This is a genomic window from Streptomyces sp. Root1310 (genome assembly GCF_001426425.1).
Classification (GTDB): domain Bacteria; phylum Actinomycetota; class Actinomycetes; order Streptomycetales; family Streptomycetaceae; genus Streptomyces.
Genome location: NZ_LMEQ01000032.1, coordinates 88,688 through 108,870, shown reverse-complemented (window position 1 = coordinate 108,870; position 20,183 = coordinate 88,688). Strand labels below are relative to the sequence as shown.

Annotated in this window: 13 protein-coding genes; 2 read left to right on the top strand and 11 right to left on the bottom strand. The window is 71.7% G+C overall.

Annotated elements, in window-relative coordinates; genetic code table 11:
• Positions 1–56 precede the first annotated feature (56 nt).
• From ASD48_RS33745 to ASD48_RS33730, 4 genes are all read right to left on the bottom strand, one after another.
• Positions 57–740 carry a response regulator transcription factor gene (locus ASD48_RS33745; RefSeq protein ID WP_057605682.1) on the bottom strand — a complete coding sequence of 228 codons (684 nt, stop codon included), beginning with the start codon at positions 738–740 and terminating at the stop codon, positions 57–59.
• On the bottom strand, positions 737–1,888 hold the full coding sequence (locus ASD48_RS33740) for a histidine kinase (RefSeq protein WP_057605681.1): 1,152 nt from the start codon (positions 1,886–1,888) through the stop codon (positions 737–739). Before ASD48_RS33740 ends, ASD48_RS33745 begins: the two co-directional genes overlap by 4 nt.
• Positions 1,885–2,409 (bottom strand): hypothetical protein, encoded by a 525-nt coding sequence (locus tag ASD48_RS33735; protein ID WP_057605680.1) that lies wholly within the window; start codon positions 2,407–2,409, stop codon positions 1,885–1,887. The genes ASD48_RS33740 and ASD48_RS33735 overlap by 4 nt, the downstream gene beginning before the upstream one ends.
• A 364-nt stretch (positions 2,410–2,773) precedes the next feature.
• Complete coding sequence (locus ASD48_RS33730; RefSeq protein WP_057605679.1) at positions 2,774–4,894, bottom strand: DNA topoisomerase IV subunit B; 2,121 nt, start codon at positions 4,892–4,894, stop codon at positions 2,774–2,776.
• 444 nt (positions 4,895–5,338) lie between these two features.
• Between ASD48_RS33730 and ASD48_RS33725 the strand changes: the two genes are divergently transcribed.
• Positions 5,339–5,569 (top strand): hypothetical protein, encoded by a 231-nt coding sequence (locus ASD48_RS33725; protein ID WP_020125094.1) that lies wholly within the window; start codon positions 5,339–5,341, stop codon positions 5,567–5,569.
• Positions 5,570–5,690: 121 nt separating this feature from the next.
• On the opposite strand, the gene ASD48_RS33720 is transcribed toward ASD48_RS33725, so the two are convergent.
• The 7 genes from ASD48_RS33720 to ASD48_RS33690 form a co-directional block, all read right to left on the bottom strand.
• A complete protein-coding gene (locus ASD48_RS33720) occupies positions 5,691–6,557 on the bottom strand; it encodes a serine protease (RefSeq protein WP_057605678.1) in 867 nt (288 codons plus the stop codon).
• A gap of 134 nt (positions 6,558–6,691) precedes the next feature.
• Positions 6,692–8,230, bottom strand: a complete 1,539-nt coding sequence (locus ASD48_RS33715) for an RNA polymerase sigma factor (protein ID WP_057606093.1) — start codon at positions 8,228–8,230, stop codon at positions 6,692–6,694.
• 425 nt (positions 8,231–8,655) lie between these two features.
• Positions 8,656–9,543: a FadR/GntR family transcriptional regulator gene (locus ASD48_RS33710; RefSeq protein ID WP_079074141.1), complete on the bottom strand. Its 888-nt coding sequence runs from the start codon at positions 9,541–9,543 to the stop codon at positions 8,656–8,658.
• 162 nt (positions 9,544–9,705) lie between these two features.
• The gene (locus tag ASD48_RS33705) at positions 9,706–12,099 is read right to left on the bottom strand and encodes an ABC transporter ATP-binding protein (protein ID WP_057605676.1); all 2,394 of its coding nucleotides are present in this window, start codon (positions 12,097–12,099) and stop codon (positions 9,706–9,708) included.
• Between the two features lie 129 nt (positions 12,100–12,228).
• Positions 12,229–12,987, bottom strand: coding sequence for an NUDIX hydrolase (locus tag ASD48_RS33700; RefSeq protein ID WP_057605675.1), 759 nt, complete (start codon positions 12,985–12,987; stop codon positions 12,229–12,231).
• A gap of 130 nt (positions 12,988–13,117) precedes the next feature.
• Positions 13,118–15,037: a glycogen debranching N-terminal domain-containing protein gene (locus ASD48_RS33695; protein ID WP_079074139.1), complete on the bottom strand. Its 1,920-nt coding sequence runs from the start codon at positions 15,035–15,037 to the stop codon at positions 13,118–13,120.
• 744 nt (positions 15,038–15,781) lie between these two features.
• Entirely contained in the window at positions 15,782–17,680 is a 1,899-nt protein-coding gene (locus ASD48_RS33690; RefSeq protein ID WP_079074137.1) for a DUF4192 domain-containing protein, read from the bottom strand.
• 163 nt (positions 17,681–17,843) lie between these two features.
• Between ASD48_RS33690 and ASD48_RS33685 the strand changes: the two genes are divergently transcribed.
• Positions 17,844–20,009 carry a RecQ family ATP-dependent DNA helicase gene (locus tag ASD48_RS33685; RefSeq protein WP_057605674.1) on the top strand — a complete coding sequence of 722 codons (2,166 nt, stop codon included), beginning with the start codon at positions 17,844–17,846 and terminating at the stop codon, positions 20,007–20,009.
• Positions 20,010–20,183: the final 174 nt, after the last annotated feature.

Sequence of the window (20,183 nt, the reverse complement as noted above, 5' to 3'; positions counted from 1 at the left end):
GATCCCCGACTATTGTTCCCCGAACACTTCACCCCATCAGGTGACCAACGCGCCGTTCACCCCGCGGGCGGCCGGACCAGCCCCTTCCCGTACGCGTAACGCACCGCCTGGGCCCGGTCCTTGAGTCCCGTCTTGGAGAACATGTTGTTGATGTGTGTCTTCACCGTCGCGGTGGACACGCTCAATCGGCGTGCGATCTCCTGGTTGCTGAGCCCCTCGGCGATCAGGACCAGCACCTCCGCCTCGCGTGTGGTGAGCCCGTCGGGCACGACAGCGGGCGCAGCGGGCTCCGGTTCGGGCGCCGACAGGCGCTCCAGCAGCCTTCGCTGGACACTGGGCGACAGCCCCGCGTCCCCGGACAGCACACTGTGCACGGCCCGTACGATCTCGTCCCCGCCCGCGTCCTTGGTGAGGTACCCCCGTGCGCCGGCCTTCAGCGCCGGGAAGAGGGATTCGTCGTCCGCGTAGGTCGTGAGGACCACGACCTGTGTCCCGGGGTACGCGGACCGGATCCGCCGGGTCGCCTCCACCCCGTCGCAGCGAGGCATCCGCAGGTCCATCAGCACCACGTCGGGAGCCAGTTCGGCGACGAGCCGCACGGCCTCCTCCCCGTCCCCTGCGGCGCCCACGACCTCGACCCCCGGCAGCAGCCCGAGCAGCATCACGATGCCTTCCCGGACGACCGTCTGATCGTCCGCGACCACCACCCGGGCGGGCTTCCTCTCCGCCTCCTCCGTCATACCGGCACCTTCAGCGTCACCACGAAACCTTCCTCGTCCGGCCCGGCGGCGAGCGACCCACCCAGCAGTTCGGCGCGCTCCCGCATACCCAGCAGACCGTACCCGCCGCCGGCCGCGGCGAGTTCGCCCGGCGAACCGCCCGAGTCCCGCACGTCCAGGGTCACTTCATGCCGGCTGTACTCCAGCCGGACACGGACCTTGGCGCCCGGCGCGTGTTTGCGGGCGTTCGTCAGGGCCTCCTGAGCGACCCGGCGCACGGCCTGCGACGCCTCGGCCGGCAGCGGTCTGCGTTCACCGCCCACGGTGACCTCGGCGCCGTCGGACGTGCGGACGAGGTCCGTCAGGAAGTCCTCCAGCGGCGTCAGTTCACCGCGCAACGCGGAGAGTGACTGCCTGGTCTCCTCGAGACCGTCGCGGGCCATCCCCCGTGCCGCCACCACGCGGTCGAGGATCTGCTCGCGGTCCGCGCCCCGCTCGATCAGCAGCCGGGCCGCCTCCAGGTGCACGAGCTGCGCGGAGAGACTGTGGGCCAGGACGTCGTGGATCTCCCGGGCGATGCGGGCCCGCTCCGCGAGTGCGGCCGATTCGGCCTCGGCCACGCGCGCGGCCCGCTCCTGGGTGAGCAGTCGCTGTGCGGTGGCTCTGGCTTCGGCGTCCAGACGCAGTGCGTATCCGGCGAGGGCCATCCCCGCGATGGCGGCGGCCGAGGTCACCCCCGAGTCGTCGTTGACCACGGCGAAGGCGGCGAACCCGACCGATGCCGCCGGCAGCGCCGCGACCAGAGGCAGCCGCTCAAGTGCCACGATGGCGCATCCGCACCACAGGACCGCGGCCGGGGAGTGGAAGTCCGCGGTCTCGGCGCCGGCCGCCAGCCCCAGCAGCATGAGGAGAAGAACCAGGGACGGCCACAGCCGGTGCTCGAACGTGGTCCGGAACAAGGCCCAGGCCAGGCCACCCGCCACCAGGACACCGCCGGCACCGGCGACCGCGACCCACCCCTCGATGCGGCTGTCGTGGAAGGCGCTCCACGCGAGGGCGCCCACGACCAGCAGCCTTACGGCCCAGGCCAGCAGCCTCCTGGGGCGCGATACCCCTCTGGGGCCCAGCGCCTCCCGTGAGGGCCAGCGGGTCCAGACGTTCTCCGTCACACGTGCTCCTTCCGCGGGGACCGGGGCACGCGGTCACCGTACGCCGTGGCCTGCGCGGGAGCCCGGTGCAGAGAGCGCACGCGCAGGATCAGGATCCCGGAGCGGACCAGCAGGGTGGCCGCGAGTCCCAGCATCAGGGCCGCGCTGTCCTGGTGGATGTCCAGCAGGGCGCCGACCCCGAAGAGGCCCAGCCTCAGACCGATGCCGGCCCCCCACACCGCCACGCTCGCTTTGGTGCTCCTGCTCCAGACGGCGCCGTCCGGCTCCACCCAGATGCGGGTGGTCCAGGCCCATGCGGCCCCCATGGCCAGGGCGACGATCAGTTCGGCGCCGAGCACCAGGGCCGACTCGGTGGGGTGACGGGTGCCGAGCAGATCGGGTTCGCGCAACGCTATGACGGCGAGGATCCCCGGCAGGAGCCACCATCGCCGGTCCGTGTCGATGCGGCTTGCGCGGAACTGCCGCACGATCACGAGTGCGGCCACAGCCACGATCACCAGTGCGTTGACGAGCCCGGACATCACAGCCTCCGTGAGCGGGAAGGGAGGCCGGCAGCGAGCGCCGCCGACGCCTTCGACGCTACGGAAACGGGCCGGTCCGCAGATCGGAGCGGGGGTGGATCATGGGTGGATCTCCGGAAGCCGAAGTTCTCCACCCATGGGTGGAGAACCCCCAGCCGGACCCGCCCGACACCGGCCTGACCTGCGCAAGGACAGTCGGACGTGCACGACAACCGGCCCGACCTGCGCGAGACCAAGCCCGACCCGCACGAGACCGAGCCGGACCTGCCTGAGGTCCGGCCGGATCCGTACGGGTGGATCCGGCCGGACCCGTACGGATGGATCCGGCCGGATCCATCGGCGATCCGGCCGGATCGAACCGCGCCTACGCGTCGATACGGGACCGGTCCAGCGTCGCCGCCGAGCTGGAGATGAACTCCTTGCGCGGTGCCACGTCATTACCCATGAGCAGATCGAACACCTGCTCGGCCGCCTCCAGGTCGGAGAGGTTGATGCGGCGCAGGGTGCGGTGGCGCGGGTCCATCGTCGTCTCGGCCAGCTGGTCGGCGTCCATCTCACCGAGACCCTTGTAGCGCTGGATGGAGTCCTTGTACCGGACGCCCTTGCTCTGGAACTCCATCAGCTTGTCGCGCAGCTCACGGTCCGAGTACGTGTACACGTACTTGTCCTGGCCCTTCTTGGGCTGGATGAGCTCGATGCGGTGCAGCGGCGGCACCGCGGCGAAGACCCGCCCGGCCTCGACCATGGGCCGCATGTAGCGATGGAACAGGGTCAGGAGCAGCGTCCGGATGTGGGAGCCGTCCACATCGGCGTCGGTCATCATGATGATCTTGCCGTAGCGGGCCGCGTCGATGTCGAAGGTGCGCCCGGAGCCCGCTCCTATGACCTGGATGATCGCGCCGCACTCGGCGTTCTTGAGCATGTCGGTGACGGACGACTTCTGGACGTTGAGGATCTTGCCCCGGATCGGCAGCAGTGCCTGGAACTCGGAGTTCCGGGCGAGCTTGGCCGTACCGAGCGCGGAGTCCCCCTCGACGATGAACAGCTCGCTGCGCTCGACGTCGTCGCTGCGGCAGTCGGCGAGCTTGGCGGGCAGGGACGAGGACTCCAGAGCCGTCTTGCGGCGCTGGGCGTCCTTGTGCTGCCGGGCCGCGATACGCGTGCGTGCGGCGGCGACCGCCTTCTCCATGACGACCCGCGCCTGAGCTGCGGCATCGCGCTTGGCGGAGGTCAGGAACGCCTTGAGCTCCCGGGAGATCACGGTGTTCACGATGCGCCGGGCCGCCGAGGTGCCGAGGACCTCCTTGGTCTGGCCCTCGAACTGGGGCTCGGCGAGACGCACCGTGACGACGGCGGTCAGGCCCTCCAGGGCGTCGTCCTTCACGATGTCGTCCTCGGCCACGCGCAGCAGCTTCTTGGCGCGCAGCACCTCGTTCATCGTCTTGGCGACCGCCTGCTCGAAGCCGGCGACGTGAGTGCCGCCCTTGGGCGTGGCGATGATGTTGACGAACGACTTGAGGTTCACGTCGTAGCCGGTGCCCCAGCGCAGCGCCACGTCGACGCCGAGCTCACGGGTGACTTCGGTCGGAGTCATCTGCCCGTGCTCGTCCAGGACCGGGACGGTCTCCTTGAAGGTGCCGTGGCCGGTGAAGCGGAGGACGTCGCAGACGGGCTTGTCGTTGGCCAGGTACTCGCAGAACTCGCTGATGCCACCGTCGAAGCGGAAGGACTCCTCGCCCTTGCTTCCGCCTTCGCCGAGGCCGTACTCGTCGCGGACGACGATGGTCAGGCCGGGCACCAGGAAGGCGGTCTGGCGGGCGCGCTGATGGAGGTTCTCGAGGGAGAGCTTGGCGTCCTTGAGGAAGATCTGACGATCGGCCCAGTAGCGCACCCGGGTGCCGGTCCGGTTCTTGGCGACCCTCTTGATCTTCCGCAGGCCGCCCGTCTCGAACTTGGATTCGGGGCCGTCCGCGGCGAAGGAGCCCGGAACACCGCGCCGGAAGCTGATCGCGTGCGTGTGGCCGCCTCGGTCCACCTCGACGTCGAGGCGGGCGGACAGAGCGTTCACCACGGAGGCGCCGACGCCGTGCAGACCGCCGGAGGCGGCGTAGGAGCCGCCGCCGAACTTGCCGCCGGCGTGCAGCTTGGTCATGACGACCTCGACGCCGGACAGCCCCGTCTTGGGCTCGACGTCGACCGGGATGCCCCGGCCGTTGTCACGGACCTCGACCGAGGCGTCGTCGTGGAGGATCACCTCGATGTGGTCGCAGTAGCCGCCCAGTGCCTCGTCGACGGAGTTGTCGATGATTTCCCACAGGCAGTGCATCAGACCACGGCTGTCGGTCGAGCCGATGTACATACCCGGGCGCTTCCGCACGGCCTCGAGCCCCTCGAGGACGAGCAGGTGCCGCGCGGTGTAGTTGGAACCGTCCCGGTCTGCTCCTGCCAGCAGCGCTGTGGACGGCACGGACGTTTCGGCGGTCACGCGGTTCGCTCCTCGCTGAATTTCACTTGAGGCCCTTCTGGGTAAGGGCGCGGCTTGGGTTGCCGCCAAGAGGGTACCGAGGCCTGGTAGAGCCGTTGTAACGCCACCCTCGTCTGAACTCAGACTAGTCCAGCGTCGCATACGTGTTCGATCCCTCGATTGAGTGAAGTACATATCACGTTCCCTTCGAGGCATGAACCATTTAGGCTCCGGGCACGTCCTCATGAACAAACCGGCAACCCAGCCGGGAGGATGGAACCATGACCGACAGCGCGAAACCGTAAGCACTACAGACCACGCAATACGGCACATTCGCCGCCAAACCGGCAGCAGACGGCCACCTCGGAAAGATTTTTTCGAGGACAAGCCACGAGCGGGAACGTTTTGGGGCTGGTTGGATGTTGACCCTGGTACGACAGCTCGTCGAGCTAGAGAAGAGGCGACGTGACTACTGTTCTGACCCCCGCGAGCCCGCTGACGGCCGCAGACCGCTGCGACCGCTGCGGCGCCCAGGCGTACGTACGCGTCGTGCTGCTCAGCGGCGGAGAACTGCTCTTCTGCGCCCACCACGGCCGCAAGTTCGAGCCGGAACTCAAGAAGATCGCCGCTGAGATACAGGACGAGACAGAGCGGCTGACGACCGTTCCGGCCTCTACCCCGGAAGAAGAGCGCTGATCTGCGCGTCCACGACGAGCCATGACCGGCACAGGCCGGTATACGGGCGGCCGCCCCTGCATCAGGGGCGGCCGCCCGCTCTCGTGACCCGAAGACCCGGCCCCGAGGGAGCGGGGCTCGCTCAGACGCCCTCAGGGACCCGCGTCGCGCCTCCGAGCGCCCGCGTCCAGCCCAGCGTCTTCACGGCGTCGGACACCCGCGTGTAGACGCCGGGACTTCCCGCGCGCCCACAACCGCTGCCCCAGGACACGAGCCCGATGAGTCGGCCCTGCGCGACCAGCGGCCCGCCGCTGTCCCCCTGGCAGGCATCCCGACCGCCCCGCTCCTCCCCGGCGCACACCATGCTCCGCGCGTCGTAGGTGCCGTCCGAGGTACCCGGGTAGGCCCGCTCGCAGGACGCGTCGGACAGCACATGCACACGGGCCGCTCGCAGACTGTGGGCGTACGCGCCGAACCCGGTAGCGTCACCCCAGCCGTAGACCACGGCCTCCGTGCCGGCCTCGTACGCCGGATCGCCCTCGGCGGCCATGGGGATGACCGCGGCCGCCGGAAGGGGCTGCGCAAGGGTGAGTACGGCGAAGTCGCCCGCGTTACTGACGCCGTCGTAGCCCGGATTCACCCAGACGCCGCGCACGGAGACCTCCTGTCCGGTGTCCCTGTACAGGTCCGTACGGCCCGCGACGACCTTCAGGTCGGCCAGCTGCCCGGGCGGTGCACCCAGGACGTCCTCGCCCATGCAGTGGGCCGCTGTGAGCACGGTGGAGGGGCCGACCGCCACGCCTCCGCAGAACTGCCCGGAGCGCGTACCTCCGAACCGGTCACGACTGGACAGCGCGACCGTCCACGGGCTCTGGGAGACATCGACCGGGAAGCCGCCCACGACAACACCGTCGGAGGCCGCCGGGACCGCGGAGGCCAAGGGTATGGCCACCGCCGCGGCCGCCAGGATCAACGGCCGGGACAGGGCCCGGACCAGGGGACGACGCATGCGCGCTCCTCACTCTGGAGTGACTGATGGACACCCAGAGTCATCCAGCGCGCGGCGGCCCGCACCCTTGCGCCGAAGCCGAAGGCCCGGCTCCCTGACGGGAGACCGGGCCTTCGGCTTCGTACGGCTACGACCTAGTCGAGGTAGTCGCGCAGCACCTGCGAACGGGACGGGTGGCGCAGCTTGGACATGGTCTTGGACTCGATCTGACGGATGCGCTCGCGCGTCACGCCGTACACCTTGCCGATCTCGTCGAGGGTCTTCGGCTGACCGTCGGTGAGACCGAACCGCATGGAGACGACGCCCGCCTCGCGCTCGGACAGGGTGTCGAGGACGGAGTGCAGCTGCTCCTGGAGAAGCGTGAAGCTGACCGCGTCGGCCGGGACCACGGCCTCGGAGTCCTCGATGAGGTCACCGAACTCGCTGTCACCGTCCTCACCCAGCGGGGTGTGCAGCGAGATGGGCTCGCGGCCGTACTTCTGGACCTCGATGACCTTCTCCGGGGTCATGTCGAGTTCCTTGGCCAGCTCCTCCGGGGTGGGCTCGCGGCCCAGGTCCTGGAGCATCTGGCGCTGCACGCGCGCGAGCTTGTTGATGACCTCGACCATGTGCACCGGGATACGGATGGTGCGGGCCTGGTCGGCCATGGCGCGGGTGATCGCCTGACGGATCCACCAGGTGGCGTACGTGGAGAACTTGTAGCCCTTGGTGTAGTCGAACTTCTCGACCGCGCGGATCAGACCGAGGTTGCCCTCCTGGATGAGGTCCAGGAAGAGCATGCCGCGGCCGGTGTAACGCTTGGCCAGGGAGACCACCAGACGGAGGTTGGCCTCCAGAAGGTGGTTCTTGGCGCGTCGGCCGTCCTCGGCGATGATCTCCAGCTCGCGCTTGAGCTTCGGGGCGAGCTTGTCCGCGTTGGCCAGCTTGTCCTCGGCGAACAGACCGGCCTCGATGCGCTTGGCGAGCTCGACCTCCTGCTCGGCGTTGAGCAGCGGGACCTTGCCGATCTGCTTGAGGTAGTCCTTCACCGGGTCGGCGGTGGCACCGGCCACGGCGACCTGCTGGGCAGGCGCGTCGTCCTCGTCGTCGTCGGAGAGGACGAAACCCTTGTTCTCGGTCCCCTCCTCTTCCTCTTCGCCGGGCTTGGCGTCCTCGAGGACCTCGTCCTCGGCAACCTCGGCGTCGTCCTTGCCTGCGGTCTTCTTGGCCGCCGTCTTCTTGGCGACGGTCTTCTTCGCGACCGTCTTCTTGGCGGTCGTCTTCTTGGCAGCCGCCTTCTTGGCGGGGGCGGCTTCGTCTGCGGGATCGTCCACAGCGGGAGCCGCCGGGGTGACCGGGGCGGCCGTGGCGGTGGCCTTCCTCGTGGTCACCGCCTTCGCCGCGACCGTCTTGGTGGCGGTGCGCTTGGCCGGACTCTTCGCTGCGACGCTCTTTCGGGTGCGCTTGGGCTCCGCGGCACTGACCATCAGCGTCACACCCTCTTCCTCGAGGATCTGGTTGAGGCTGCGCAGTACGTTCTTCCACTGAGTGGCCGGAATCTGGTCAGCTTCGAAGGCCCGACGCACATCGTCGCCGGCGATCTGCCCCTCAGCCTTTCCCCGCTCAATGAGCGCCATGACAGAGACGGACTCGGCGATCTCAGGCGGGAGCGTACGGGATGTGCTGGCCGACACGAACAACCTCTCGGAACGTTGGAAAACGGCTTCCGGCCCCGTCCGTGACGGACAGGAGCCGACCACCGGCCTGGGGGTGGGCCGACGGCGCGGGCGGGGGCCGGGAGGATTCACAGCGCCTTGAACGGCGTCCGTATTCCCTCCGCGGCGGTCACCTCTTAGGTCATCGCGTTGTTTCCACAAGCGTTACGCCCAATCTTCGTGGCCCGAGTCACACCCCGTAAGCGTTCAAAAACGGTCAGACGCGGGCAGATGAGGTCACCCGTCGAGCCTACCGGTACCGCCAGAGCCTGTTCGGCCACATCGACCGTCGGACCCCGCAGGCCCCGTGACGGGTTCTGCGGGGTCCGAGGGGAGTACGGAAGGAGCGGCCGAGGACGACGCGGGAGGGGGAGGCACCCCCGACCGTCCCCCGCGCGGTGCGGTCAGTGCTCGCGCGGTGCCGGCACGACGCGCTCCACCTCGGGATGAACGGTGAGCAGCGCCCGCATGGCCGTCTCGGCGGCGGTGCCGTCGCCCGCCGCGAGGGCGTCGACGATCCGGCCATGGTGTCCCAGCGACGCGTCGCTCGGCCGGTCACAGCCCGTGACGGGGCCGCCGGAGACCTGGAGGGCGGACGACACGATCCCGGAAAGGTGTTCCAGCATGCGGTTGCCCGCGACCTGGATGAGCAGCGAGTGGAACTCGGCGTCGGCCCGGGAGTAGGTGAGGGCGTCACCCTGCCCCATGGCGTGCGCCATGATCTCGACCATGTCGGCCATGCGCTGCTGGATGTCGGCACGGCCGTGCCCTGCGGCGAGGCGCGCGGCCAGCGGCTCGATCGTCCAGCGCAGCTCATTCAGCTCCCGCCGTTGATCATCGCGCTGGGGGCCGAACGCCCGCCACTCGATGATGTCCGGGTCGAGAAGGTTCCAGTCGCTCACGGGACGCACGCGCGTGCCGACGTTCGGACGGGCACTGACCAGGCCCTTGGCCTCGAGGACGCGCAGCGACTCGCGGACGACGGTGCGGGACACCTCGAACCGCTGACCGATCTCCTCGGGCACCAGCGGTCGGTCGGCACCCAGGTCGCCCGAGACGATCATCTGACCGAGCTGCTGGACGAGTTGGCCGTGCAGTCCGCGCCCCCGGCTGCCCGCGGCGCGGCGGCCCACGCGGCCAAGCTCAGGTTCCGCGGACTCCCATACGGGGGCTCCGACGCGTTCGGCCACGGGGGCCTCACCGAAGGGATAGCGGTCGAGTTCGCCCGGGCCGGCCAGACCGGAGTCGGTGGAGCGGGCGGCGGTCATCATGGTGTGCGCAAGGGTACTCACGGATCCTTTGTCGGCGCTGCTTCCAACTCCCTTGAGGTCTTTGGTGAAAAGCACACGAAAGGGTGATCGCTCACCCCGTCGCAATTGACGCCTTATCGGAAAGAAATGGGCTTTCTTCGGGGAGTTGCGCACACGCCGGGATCGGATCGGCCCGGCCGGTGGTCATCGGGCCCTGTTGCGCAGGGTCGTGAGCAGGTACGCGCACAGCAGAGCCGTCAGCGACAACGTCATTGCGCCGCCGACCGGTTGGGCGATCACACGTGCCGCGGCGGCCAGATAGCGCTCTCCGCCGAAGGGCCACTGCACCAGGAGCAGCTCGCGCAACCGCATCGAGAATCCGGCCGCCGTCCGCACGGACGTGCTCTCCACGGCCTTCTGTACGACCGGCAGGACGACCACGGGCATGGCGACCACCGCCGCCAGTCCGGCCGTGGTGGAACGGAAGACACCCGCGGCCAGCACACCGGTCCAGGCGCAGCCGACCACGAGACCGATCCAACTCGCGCTCAGGGAAAGCCAGTCCCCGGGAACCTGTGCGACCTCCCGTCCGTAGACGAGATAGAGCGCTTCGGCGTCGCAGCCCACCGTGAGAAAGGCCAGCATCAGTGCGGTGAGAGCGGCGACGAGGAGCTTGGCGGTGAGCACCCCGAGCCTTCGGGGCACGGTGCCGCGGTCCGCGGCCAGGGCGGGGTGGCGGAATTCGTCGCCGAAGGCCAGCGCACCGAGCAGTCCCGCGCCGAGCGCCGCGGGCGGCAGCGGAAGCTCCGTGGGCCACGCGGCCAGCAGCCGTGCCTGCGCGGTGTGCCCCGCGCGGGCCAGGAGCAGGGCGATGAGGGCGGAGACGATCAGCACGGCGGCACCGGTGGTGAATCCGGTGCCGATCCCGGTGGCTCGACGGAGTTCGTAGCGGAGCGGGCGCAGCGGGCTGGGGGCCGAGCGGACGGAGATGGGAGGCGGCAGGGCGGGCAGGGTGTGGACATCGCGAGACGCGAAGGGGCGGACGGAGCGCTGAGCCGTGGGCAGTCCAGACGCGGCCGGGGAACGGGGGGCGTCCGGGTGGGTACCTGGGGCGGCGCCGTCGGAGGCGCCGGCTTTTCCGGGCGGTCGGAGTTCGTCGACGATCGTGACTGCGGATGCGGCCGGTCCACTCTCGGAGTGCCTGCCGGGGGCGGTCGGAGCCGCCGTCGCGTCCAGGGTCTCAGCAGTCCGGCCGACGGCGGCGGCGGGCGCCGCGACACCGGACGAGGAGTCGCCGTCGGAAGCCGGGATACCGGACGGGGAGCCGAGGCCGCAGGCCGGGAGGCTCTCCCGAGGCACCGCGTCGGCCGGCCGGTACGGCGCTGCGGACGGTGGACGCTCGTCGCCTTGGCCGTCCTGGCCGTCCTGGCCGTCCTGGCCGTCCTGGCCGTCCTGGCCGTCCTGGCCGTCCTGGCCGTCCTGGCCGTCCTGGCCGTCCTGGCCGTCCGAGGCGTCCGAGGCGTCCGAGGCGTCCGAGGTGCCCGTGCGCCGGGATTCGCTCGCCACCCGTGCGTCTTCCGCGGCCTCCGCGCGTTCCGTGCCCGGACCGGGGGCGGCGAGGGTGGTCGGTTCCCTCTCCGCGGGGCCCTGGTCGCCTGCTTGCGCCGAGAACCCCCGCCTTGCCTCGGAGGCCGCCCGCCACTGGCCCTCCGCCCCTGCCCCCGGCCCCATGTCGCCCGTCTCGTCGGCGAGTTGGTGGACCAGGATGTCGTGTCGGAACGCCGTCTCGCCGACCTGGGCACAGCTACTGCCGTACACGGAGAGCCGATTGCCGTCCTCCTGCACGACCTCGACGGAGCGCTGGGCGGTTCGCGCCTCCCTGGCGAGCACAGCGGCCAGGCGGGCGGCGTGCGGGCTGCGGACGGCCACCCGGGGGCGCAGCCGGGTGCGGGCGAAGTCGGTGGCCTCTTGATCGCAGACCACTGTGCCCCGGTCCAGGGTGATGACCCGGTCGGCGGTGCGGGCGGCCTCCTTGGGGTCGGTCGTGGTCGTCAGGACGGTGCCGCCCTGGTCCGCGTGGGCGCGCAGCATGCCGTGCAGCCAGCGGCTCTCGCGCCCCGAGAGGCCGTCGGCCGGATCGTCGAGGACGAGGGTGTGCGGGTCGGCGAGGAGAGCGCAGGCAAGGCCCAGCCGCCGGTCCATGCCGCGGGACAGGGTGCCGAGGCGTTCGTCGCGCAGACTGACGAGGCCGACCACCTCGAGCACTTCGTCGGCCCGCCGCACCGGAACCCCGGCAGCCGCGCACAGCATGCGCAGGTGACCCCGGACGGTGCGGGCCGGGTGGCCCGGCACATCGCCGAGGAGGACGCCGACCTCGCGCGAGGGGTGGGCGATGCGGTGCAGCGGACGGCCGCGGAAGTAGGCGAGTCCGCGGCCCTGCTGGAGTCCGAGCATGAGTCTCAGCGCCGTGGTCTTGCCCGCGCCCGGCGCTCCGAGCAGCACGGTGACGCGGCCCGCGCGCGCCTCGAAGGAGACATCGTCGACGGCGGGCGGGAGCGCCTTGCGGGAGTTGCTGGTCAGTCCGAAGGCCTGGATCACCCGTAGCAAGATAGCGCGGTATATCCCTTTTTTCCGTTCACCGCACGGTGGCACCGCGCAGACGTCACGCAGCCGCGGCCGACCGGTTCGAGCACCTCCCCGACCTGCGGCCGGCCCGATCGGCCTGCGTCACACCTCGGGCCGCAGCATCGGCGGATTGAGCAAAGTCGCGCCGCCCGCTCGGAACAACTGCGCAGGGCGGCCGCCCTGCCGGGTGGTGGTGCCACCGGTGGGCACCAGGAAGCCGGGTGTGCCGGTCACCTTGCGGTGGAAGTTGCGCGGGTCGAGCGCCACGCCCCACACCGCCTCGTAGACCCGGCGGAGCTCGCCGACCGTGAATTCGGTGGGGCAGAACGCGGTCGCGAGGGACGAGTACTCGATCTTGGAACGGGCCCGCTCCACGCCGTCCGCGAGGATCTGGGTGTGATCGAAGGCGAGCGGTGCGACCGGCTCACCGTCCCGCCCGTAACCGCCGTGCTGAAGCAGTTCCTCCACCGGCGCCCACCGCGCGTTGCTGGCGTCTCCGCCCGCTCGCGGGGCCGGCAGGTCCGGTGCGAGCGCCAGGTGCGCGACGCTGACGACACGCATCCTGGGGTCGCGCTTGGGGTCGCCGTACGTGGCGAGCTGCTCCAGATGGGCACCGTTGTCGTGCGCCGGGGCCGAGGGATCGTGGGCACGCAGTCCCGTCTCCTCGGCCAGCTCGCGCGCCGCGGCCTGGGTGAGGTCCTCGTCGGCCCGTACGAAGCCGCCCGGAAGCGCCCACCGTCCCTGGAACGGCGCCTCGCCCCTGCGCACCGCCAGCGCGCACAGGGCATGGCGGCGCACGGTCAGCACGACCAGGTCCACGGTGACGGCGAAGGGCGGAAAGGCTGACGGGTCGTAGGGCATGCGGCGATCATAGTCGTCTTCCTGACGATAAACACTCCCTTCGTCGGCCGCTTCGATGGCTGATCCACTTCGGTACCGCCCGGCCGTCGTCGTCCGCCCGGGCCGGCGTCCGGAGGTGTGTCGTACGAGGTCACACTCCCAACTGGAGTCCGTCGGCCGCTTCCTCGACCATGGCGAGACCGAGCCGACTGACCCGTACGGAGAAGGGGGCACCGGCGACCCGCAGCCCGGTCAGGCCGATCTCCCCCAGGGGTGCGCCGCGCAGTGGCCGCAGGGTGACGGTCCCGCCCGGAGCATCGGGCCGGACGCCGGCCAGGGTGTTCAGCAACAGGACACCGGCCGCCGCCGAAGTGGCCGCGGGACGACAGGCGGCCGGGTGGGGAAGCGGGGCCGTCCCGTCACCGCGTTGCTCCCCCGCGTACATCTCCGGGAGGCGGTGGCCGAAGGCCTCGGCCGCCGTCAGTACGCCTCGCAGCAGCGCGGCGCCCTCCTTCTCGTAGCCCGCGGCTGCCAGGCCGGCGACGGCGATCGCCGTCTCGTGGACCCGGACGGCGCCGCTGCGGTGGCCGAAGGGGTTGTAGCCGACCTCCTTCGCGCCGAGGCCACGCAGCCCCCAGCCCGAGTCCATGACCGGGCTGCCGAGCAGCCGGGCCAGCTGTTCGGTCTGCACCCGGTCCAGCAGCCCGGGAGCGTGAGCGCCGCCGCCCAGCAACCCGGTGTCGAGCAGGTGGACCGCCGTCGCGCAGAGGTGGGGCAGCGGCCGCCCGTCCGGGGTACGGGCGGCCGCGGGCCGGCCGCCTCCGGGGTCGTCGATCCAGAAGTCCCGCCGGAAGGTGGCGCGCAGCTTGCGGGACCACTCCCGCAGCCCGTCCCCGCCCGGTCTGCCGCAGGCGTCGAGCAGGTCGGCGCCGAGCAGTGCGGCCCGGTGGGCGTAGGCCTGTGTCTCGCAGCGGACGGGCCCACCGGGTTGGGGATCACTCACGTAGGGCCCCTCGCCGACCGTGGTGCGCAGCCAGGCCAGGCAGCGCTCGGCGGCCGGGAGCAGCTCCTCCGTCTCGTGGTCGGGCAGGCCCCATCGGCGGGCCTCCGCGAGGAGCACCGGGAAGAGCAGCGTGGCCTCGGTGCCCGTGCATCCCGGCGGAAGGTGCGCGCCCGCGTCCCGACGGGGGCCGGGGATCATGCCGCACCGTGGTCCCGGAGCCGTGATCTGTGTACGGGCCAGGGTGCGCAGCGTGCCGACGGTGAGGCGGGTCCCGAGAGGCAGTGTCATGCGGGCCGCGACAAGCGCGTCCGCAGGTGCCAGGCCGCAGCGCCACGGCGCCCCTGCCGCGAGGTGGGTGTCCGCGGGATGTGCCGGGTCGCGCACCAACAAGGCCTGGAGGTCCGCGACGCTCGCCGCCAGGAGCGCCCGGACGCGTGGATCGTCGCCCGTCGCCTGTGCCGTGGCCAACGGGCCGGTGGCCGCCCGCCCCACGGCTCGGACCGGTCCCGCACCGTCCAGGCGGACTCTCAGCTCCACGCGGACGGTTCCGCCGGGAGGCACGTCGAAGTCCCAGCGCAGCAGTCCCGCGGAGGCGATCGCGTCGGCCGGCGGCGGGTCGGCCGTGACGCTCGAGGCCCCGGCGGCACAGGACCACCGCAGGCCGCAGTCGTGGACGCTGGCGGCGAGTTCGGGCCCCACGGTGCCGGACGCGATCGCCCCCAGGTCGGCCAGATCGGTACCGAGCGCCACCTCGACCGGGAGGCGCAGCGGCCGGGCGGCGGCGCTGTGCAGCGTGATCAGTTCCGTGCCGTCCGCGGAACGGGTCCGCTCGACGACGATGTCCGGGTCCGGGCCGCCGTGCGGTGTGACCCGGAGCGTGCCGATGAAACGGGCCCGGTCGGCCGAGGTCATCCGGGCCTGGACCGCCAGCGGTTCACGTCCCGCCACCCGCACCTGGCAACGGGACAGGACGCGTCGGCCCGCCCGGTAGAACCCTTCCAGCCCATGCCCCGTCAGCTGCCCCTGATCGGTCGAGATGGCGAGGCCCGGCAGGGCGACGCAGATCATCGCCGTGTGGGCGGGGGGCAGGCCGACCGGGCGGGGCTGGGCCGGCGTCCCGGGCGAAGGTCCGGCGCCTCTGGACGAGGGCGGCGGGCGCCGCGCGGTGCCGGCCGACGGGAAGGCGGACGTGCCGCGGCTGCCCGGTCCGGCGGGCGGGCGCGGGCCTGCGACCGGGCCGGTGGTGGGAGCGGGTGGTGAGGTGCGCCGGCCCTCGCCCGGAACTCCGGCCCGGTGCGGATCCGGCCCGTCCGTGAGCGGTGGGTCGGCTCCCGCGTCGGGGACCGGCGTCGAGGTGTCGTGGCTGGAGAGTGCGTCGGCGGCTGAGGGCGGAGTCGGCTGGTGCATGCGGTGACTTCTTCTGCTCTCTGTGCGCCTCGGGCATGGTCGAGGCCGGGTGGACGGCTCCGGCAGGGCGGGTGCGCTGCGGCGGCGCGCCCCGTGCAGGCGTTCCGCCACTCAGGTGAACGGGGCGGGACTCCGCCAGGTCACGCCCCTGGGCCGCAGGCCCCACCGAATGGCCGCCGGATCCGGTCACCCGCCGGGCCGGCTTCGGAGCCCGCGGAGCCGGCTGCGGAGGCTGCGGAGTCGGCTTCGGAGCCTGCGAAGTCGGTTTCGAGGCCACGTCAGGGCTGTCGGGGCGGGGTGTCCGGTCGGCGGCGTTCACCCGGGAGGGCAGTCCGTCACCGCGGCCTCGGTCCTCGCCGGCCCGCCCGCGCAGCACCGTCCTTCACCCCGGCGGCAGGACGGGCGTCACCCCTGCCCCGTCGTGTCGCCGCTGTCGGACCGCAGGCCTTCCGGGCAGGCGTCGCGGCGCCGCGTAGGGGCCTTCCCCGCGGGGCGGGTTCGGGATCCGCCCCGGCTCGGCGCGGCAGGGCGCGTGACACGCGGCCTCGGTGTGTGAGCGCGAGGCTCGTTCGCTCCCCGCGCGTGGCGTTCCGGTTCCTGGCCTTCTTCCGCTCCGGCCGCTGCCGGTGCGTGGACCGCGCCCGCTGCGCTGGGGCGGACACGGCGGCGCCTGCGAGCAGCGGCGGGGGCGGGTACCGGCGCAGGTTCCGAGGCGGGCGTGGCCGAAGCGTGCGGGAGTACGCCGGAGGTGCGGCCCTTCACCTCGCCGGGTCGGTCCCCGTGCCCGGCTTCGCCGGCGCCGTCCCGGTCGTCCGGCGCGCTGGAGCGGTCTCCATCGCCGGAGCGGCCTCCCTGCTCGGAACGGCTTTCCTCGCCGGGGCGATTCCCCGCGTCTGGACCCCGAAGGTCGGCGGACGCCTCTCCCCTCTCTGTTCCGCACTGGCCTGCGGGGAATTCCGTCCCGCCCGGGTCCTGCGTGCCCTCGGACGTTTTGCTGCCCTCGGCCCCCTCGGGTCCCTCGGAGTCTTCGGTCACAGGCGGCTTGCCGGGCGTTGCGGCTGTCGTGGGCAGCCCGCCGTCCTCGCGCTCGGCGCGCAGACAGCGTCGGACCGACTCGGGGTCGAGGCCCTCGTTGCAGGCCTGGTGCAGAAGGCGGGCGAACAGATAGTCCGGGTCCGCTCCCAGGGCCATGGCGAGAGCCTCCCTCGCCTCGAGCTCATCGCCGGTGGACCAGGCGACCCAGCCGGCGAGGGTGAGGGGCGCCGCCGCGTGTTCGCCGTAGGGTCCGACGCAGCGCCGGGCCAGGGCCCGCCAGAGACGCAGGGCGGGGGCCGCCTCGTCGCCCTCCATCCAGCCCGCCGCCCGGTCACGCGTCACCCGGTCCTGGAGGCCGAGAATCAACGCTGCGGCCTCGTCGGATCCGAGCAGTTCGTCGTCTCGGCGGTCCGCCGGGAGAGCGCCCGGCACCACGGGGGCCTCGGCGAGGCGGCGCACCACCCGGCCGGCCAGATCCAGCGTCTCCTGGGCCACGGCCGCGCGGCTCGCCTCGTCGAGGATCCTCGGGACGAGCGCCATACCGGCGGTGTCCAGGGCGATCTCCTGCTCCAGCGCGGCACCGGTCTCCAGGGGAAGCAGTCGGGCACGCAACTCGCGCAGGGTGCCGCGGACCTGGATGCCCGCGTAGGTCGCGGCCGCGGCCAGCACAGAGGTGCCGGGCAGGCCCATCGCCACCCCTTCGACCGGGCAACAGCCCTTGCCGCCGCAGCAGTACGACCAGAAACGGCCGTCGGCGATACAGAGCGCCTCGATCACGGGGACGTCGAGGCGGCCGCACTCGAGGCGCAGTCGGTGGGCCAGCGGTTCGAGCCGCTCCATCACCTGACGGCCCGTCTCCCCCTTTCCCGGTTCCTGGCAGAGGTAGGCGACCATGCTCGCGGGACGGGTGCCCCGGCGTTCGCTGCCCTTCACGAGCCCCTGCGTCAACTGCTGGGCGACGGCTCCCCAGTCGTCCGGGTTCGCGGGAATGCCGAGCCGTGCCCGGCCGCCGAACCGGCCTCGTCCGCCACGGTCGTGCAGGGCGACCAGGACGATGCTGTCCTCCGGCCGGTACCCGAGCAGGTAGGGCAGGGCGTCGGCCAGCTCCGCCGGAGTCCGCAGGGTGACCTGGTGGTCGGCGGGGTTCGCGCCGTACCCGACGTCTCCCTCGAACACCGTGTGGCCGGCGCTCGCCGGGTGCTCGCGTCCGTCGTGTCCGGTGATGTCGCCGTTTTCGGAGGATCCAGTGGTTTCGCTGTGATTCGTCATGCGCCGACGATCTCGCGGATCATGAGGTTCCGCTTGGCCTGTGGAAAAGTCCGATCAGGGGCACGTCAGGAATCCGGAGGGGAGGGGCCTCGGTGCCGCCGGGCAATACCCGGTCCCCTCCGCCGCTGACCGGATTGTCAGCGCCGTCCTGTTGTATGGGGGCATGGAGCACACGAACAACGCGGATCTCCGGGCCGACGCCGACGCCGTACTCGCCCGCCTCGTCGGTGATGCCACAGGCGTGGCCCGGCTGCGCGAGGACCAGTGGCGGGCGATCGAGGCGCTGGTCGCGGACCGGCGCCGGGCCCTGGTGGTGCAGCGGACGGGGTGGGGCAAGTCCGCCGTCTATTTCGTGGCGACCTCTCTGCTCCGAGCCCGCGGTTCGGGCCCCACGGTGATCGTCTCCCCGCTGCTCGCCCTGATGCGCAACCAGGTCGAGGCCGCGGCCCGGGCCGGTATCCACGCACGGACGATCAACTCCTCGAACACCGAGGAGTGGGCCACCGTGCAGGCCGAGATCGCCGCCGGCGAGGTCGACGTCCTGCTGGTCAGCCCGGAGCGGCTCAACAACCCTGATTTCCGGGACGAGGTACTGCCCGCACTGGCCGCCGCGACCGGGCTGCTCGTGGTCGACGAAGCCCACTGCATCTCCGACTGGGGCCACGACTTCCGCCCGGACTACCGTCGGCTGCGGACCATGCTCACCGATCTCCCGGCGGGGGTACCGGTGCTCGCGACGACCGCTACCGCCAATGCGCGCGTGACGTCCGACGTAGCCGAACAGCTCGGCACCGGCGGCACCTCGGACGCCCTGGTGCTGCGCGGCCCGCTGGACCGCGAGAGCCTCAGCCTGAACGTGCTGCGGCTGCCCGACGCCGCGCACCGGATGGCGTGGCTCGCCGACCACTTCGACGACCTGCCCGGCTCCGGAATCGTCTACACGCTCACCGTCGCCGCCGCGGAGGAGGTCACCGCCTTCCTCCGCCAGCGCGGCCACATCGTCGCCTCGTACACCGGACGCACGGAGAACGCCGACCGGCAGCAGGCCGAGGAGGACCTGCTGGCCAACAAGGTCAAGGCGCTGGTCGCAACCTCCGCGCTCGGCATGGGCTTCGACAAGCCCGACCTCGGATTCGTCGTGCACCTGGGTTCGCCCTCCTCCCCCATCGCGTACTACCAGCAGGTGGGCCGCGCCGGCCGCGGTGTGGAGCACGCGGAGGTTCTCCTGCTGCCGGGGAAGGAGGACGAGGCGATCTGGGAGTACTTCGCGTCGCTCGCCTTCCCGTCGGAGGAGCTGGTGCGCCGCACCCTGGACGTCCTCGCGCGGGCGGGGCGCCCCGTGTCGCTGCCCGCTCTGGAGCCCTTGGTGGAGCTGCGCCGCTCCCGCCTGGAGACCATGCTCAAGGTCCTCGACGTGGACGGGGCGGTCAAACGGGTCAAGGGCGGCTGGCTCGCGACCGGGCAGCCGTGGACGTACGAGACCGAGCGGTACGCGTGGGTCGCCAGGCAGCGCAAGGCCGAGCAGGAGGCGATGCGGCAGTACGCGTCGACGACGGACTGCCGGATGGAGTTCCTGCAGCGTCAGCTCGACGACGAGGGCGCCAAGCCCTGCGGCCGGTGCGACAATTGCGCGGGGGCGCGCTACACCGCAGAGACGTCCACGGCCGCGCTGGACGCCGCGCGAGTGGACCTGGGCCGCGCGGGCGTCGAGGTGGAGCCCCGCCGGATGTGGCCGACCGGCCTCCCGGCGATCGGCGTGGAACTCAAGGGGCGCATTCCGGCCGGTGAACAGGCTTCGACCGGGCGGGCGTTGGGGCGCCTCTCCGACATCGGCTGGGGCAACCGGTTGCGCCCGATGTTCACTGCCCAGGCTTCCGACGAGCAGGTTCCGGACGATGTCGCGAGGGCCGTGGTGGGGGTGCTGGCCGACTGGGCGAAGGGTCCCGGCGGTTGGGCCTCCGCGGTGAGCGACGCCTCGCCACGCCCGGTCGGCGTGGTCACCATCGCCTCCCGCACCCGACCGCGGTTGATCCATTCCCTTGGTGCGCGCATCTCCGAAGTCGGCCGACTGCCGCTCCTGGGCTCGGTGGAGTACACGGCCGACGCCTCGCCGATCTCCCGGAGCAACAGCGCCCAGCGCCTCAAGGCGCTCCACGGCATGCTGGAGGTGCCGCCGGCGCTCGCCGCCGCGCTCACCGAAGCTGCGGGACCCGTTCTGCTCGTGGACGACTACACCGAGACGGGCTGGACTCTCGCGGTCGCGGCCCGGATGCTGCGCCGCGCGGGCGCGCAGGGGGTGTTGCCTCTGGTACTGGCCGTGCAAGGCTGACCACGGGTTGCGACCGTCGACGCGTGTCCCGAGCGCGTCCGACCGCCTGTCAGTGGAGCCTCGGCATCGGTGGGCCGGTGTGGTTGTCCGTCGAATCCGCCGCCGCGGAGGCACTCACAGGGCGTGAGCTGGCGGCTCACGTGTCCTTCCGAGAATCACTGGGTAAGGATATAA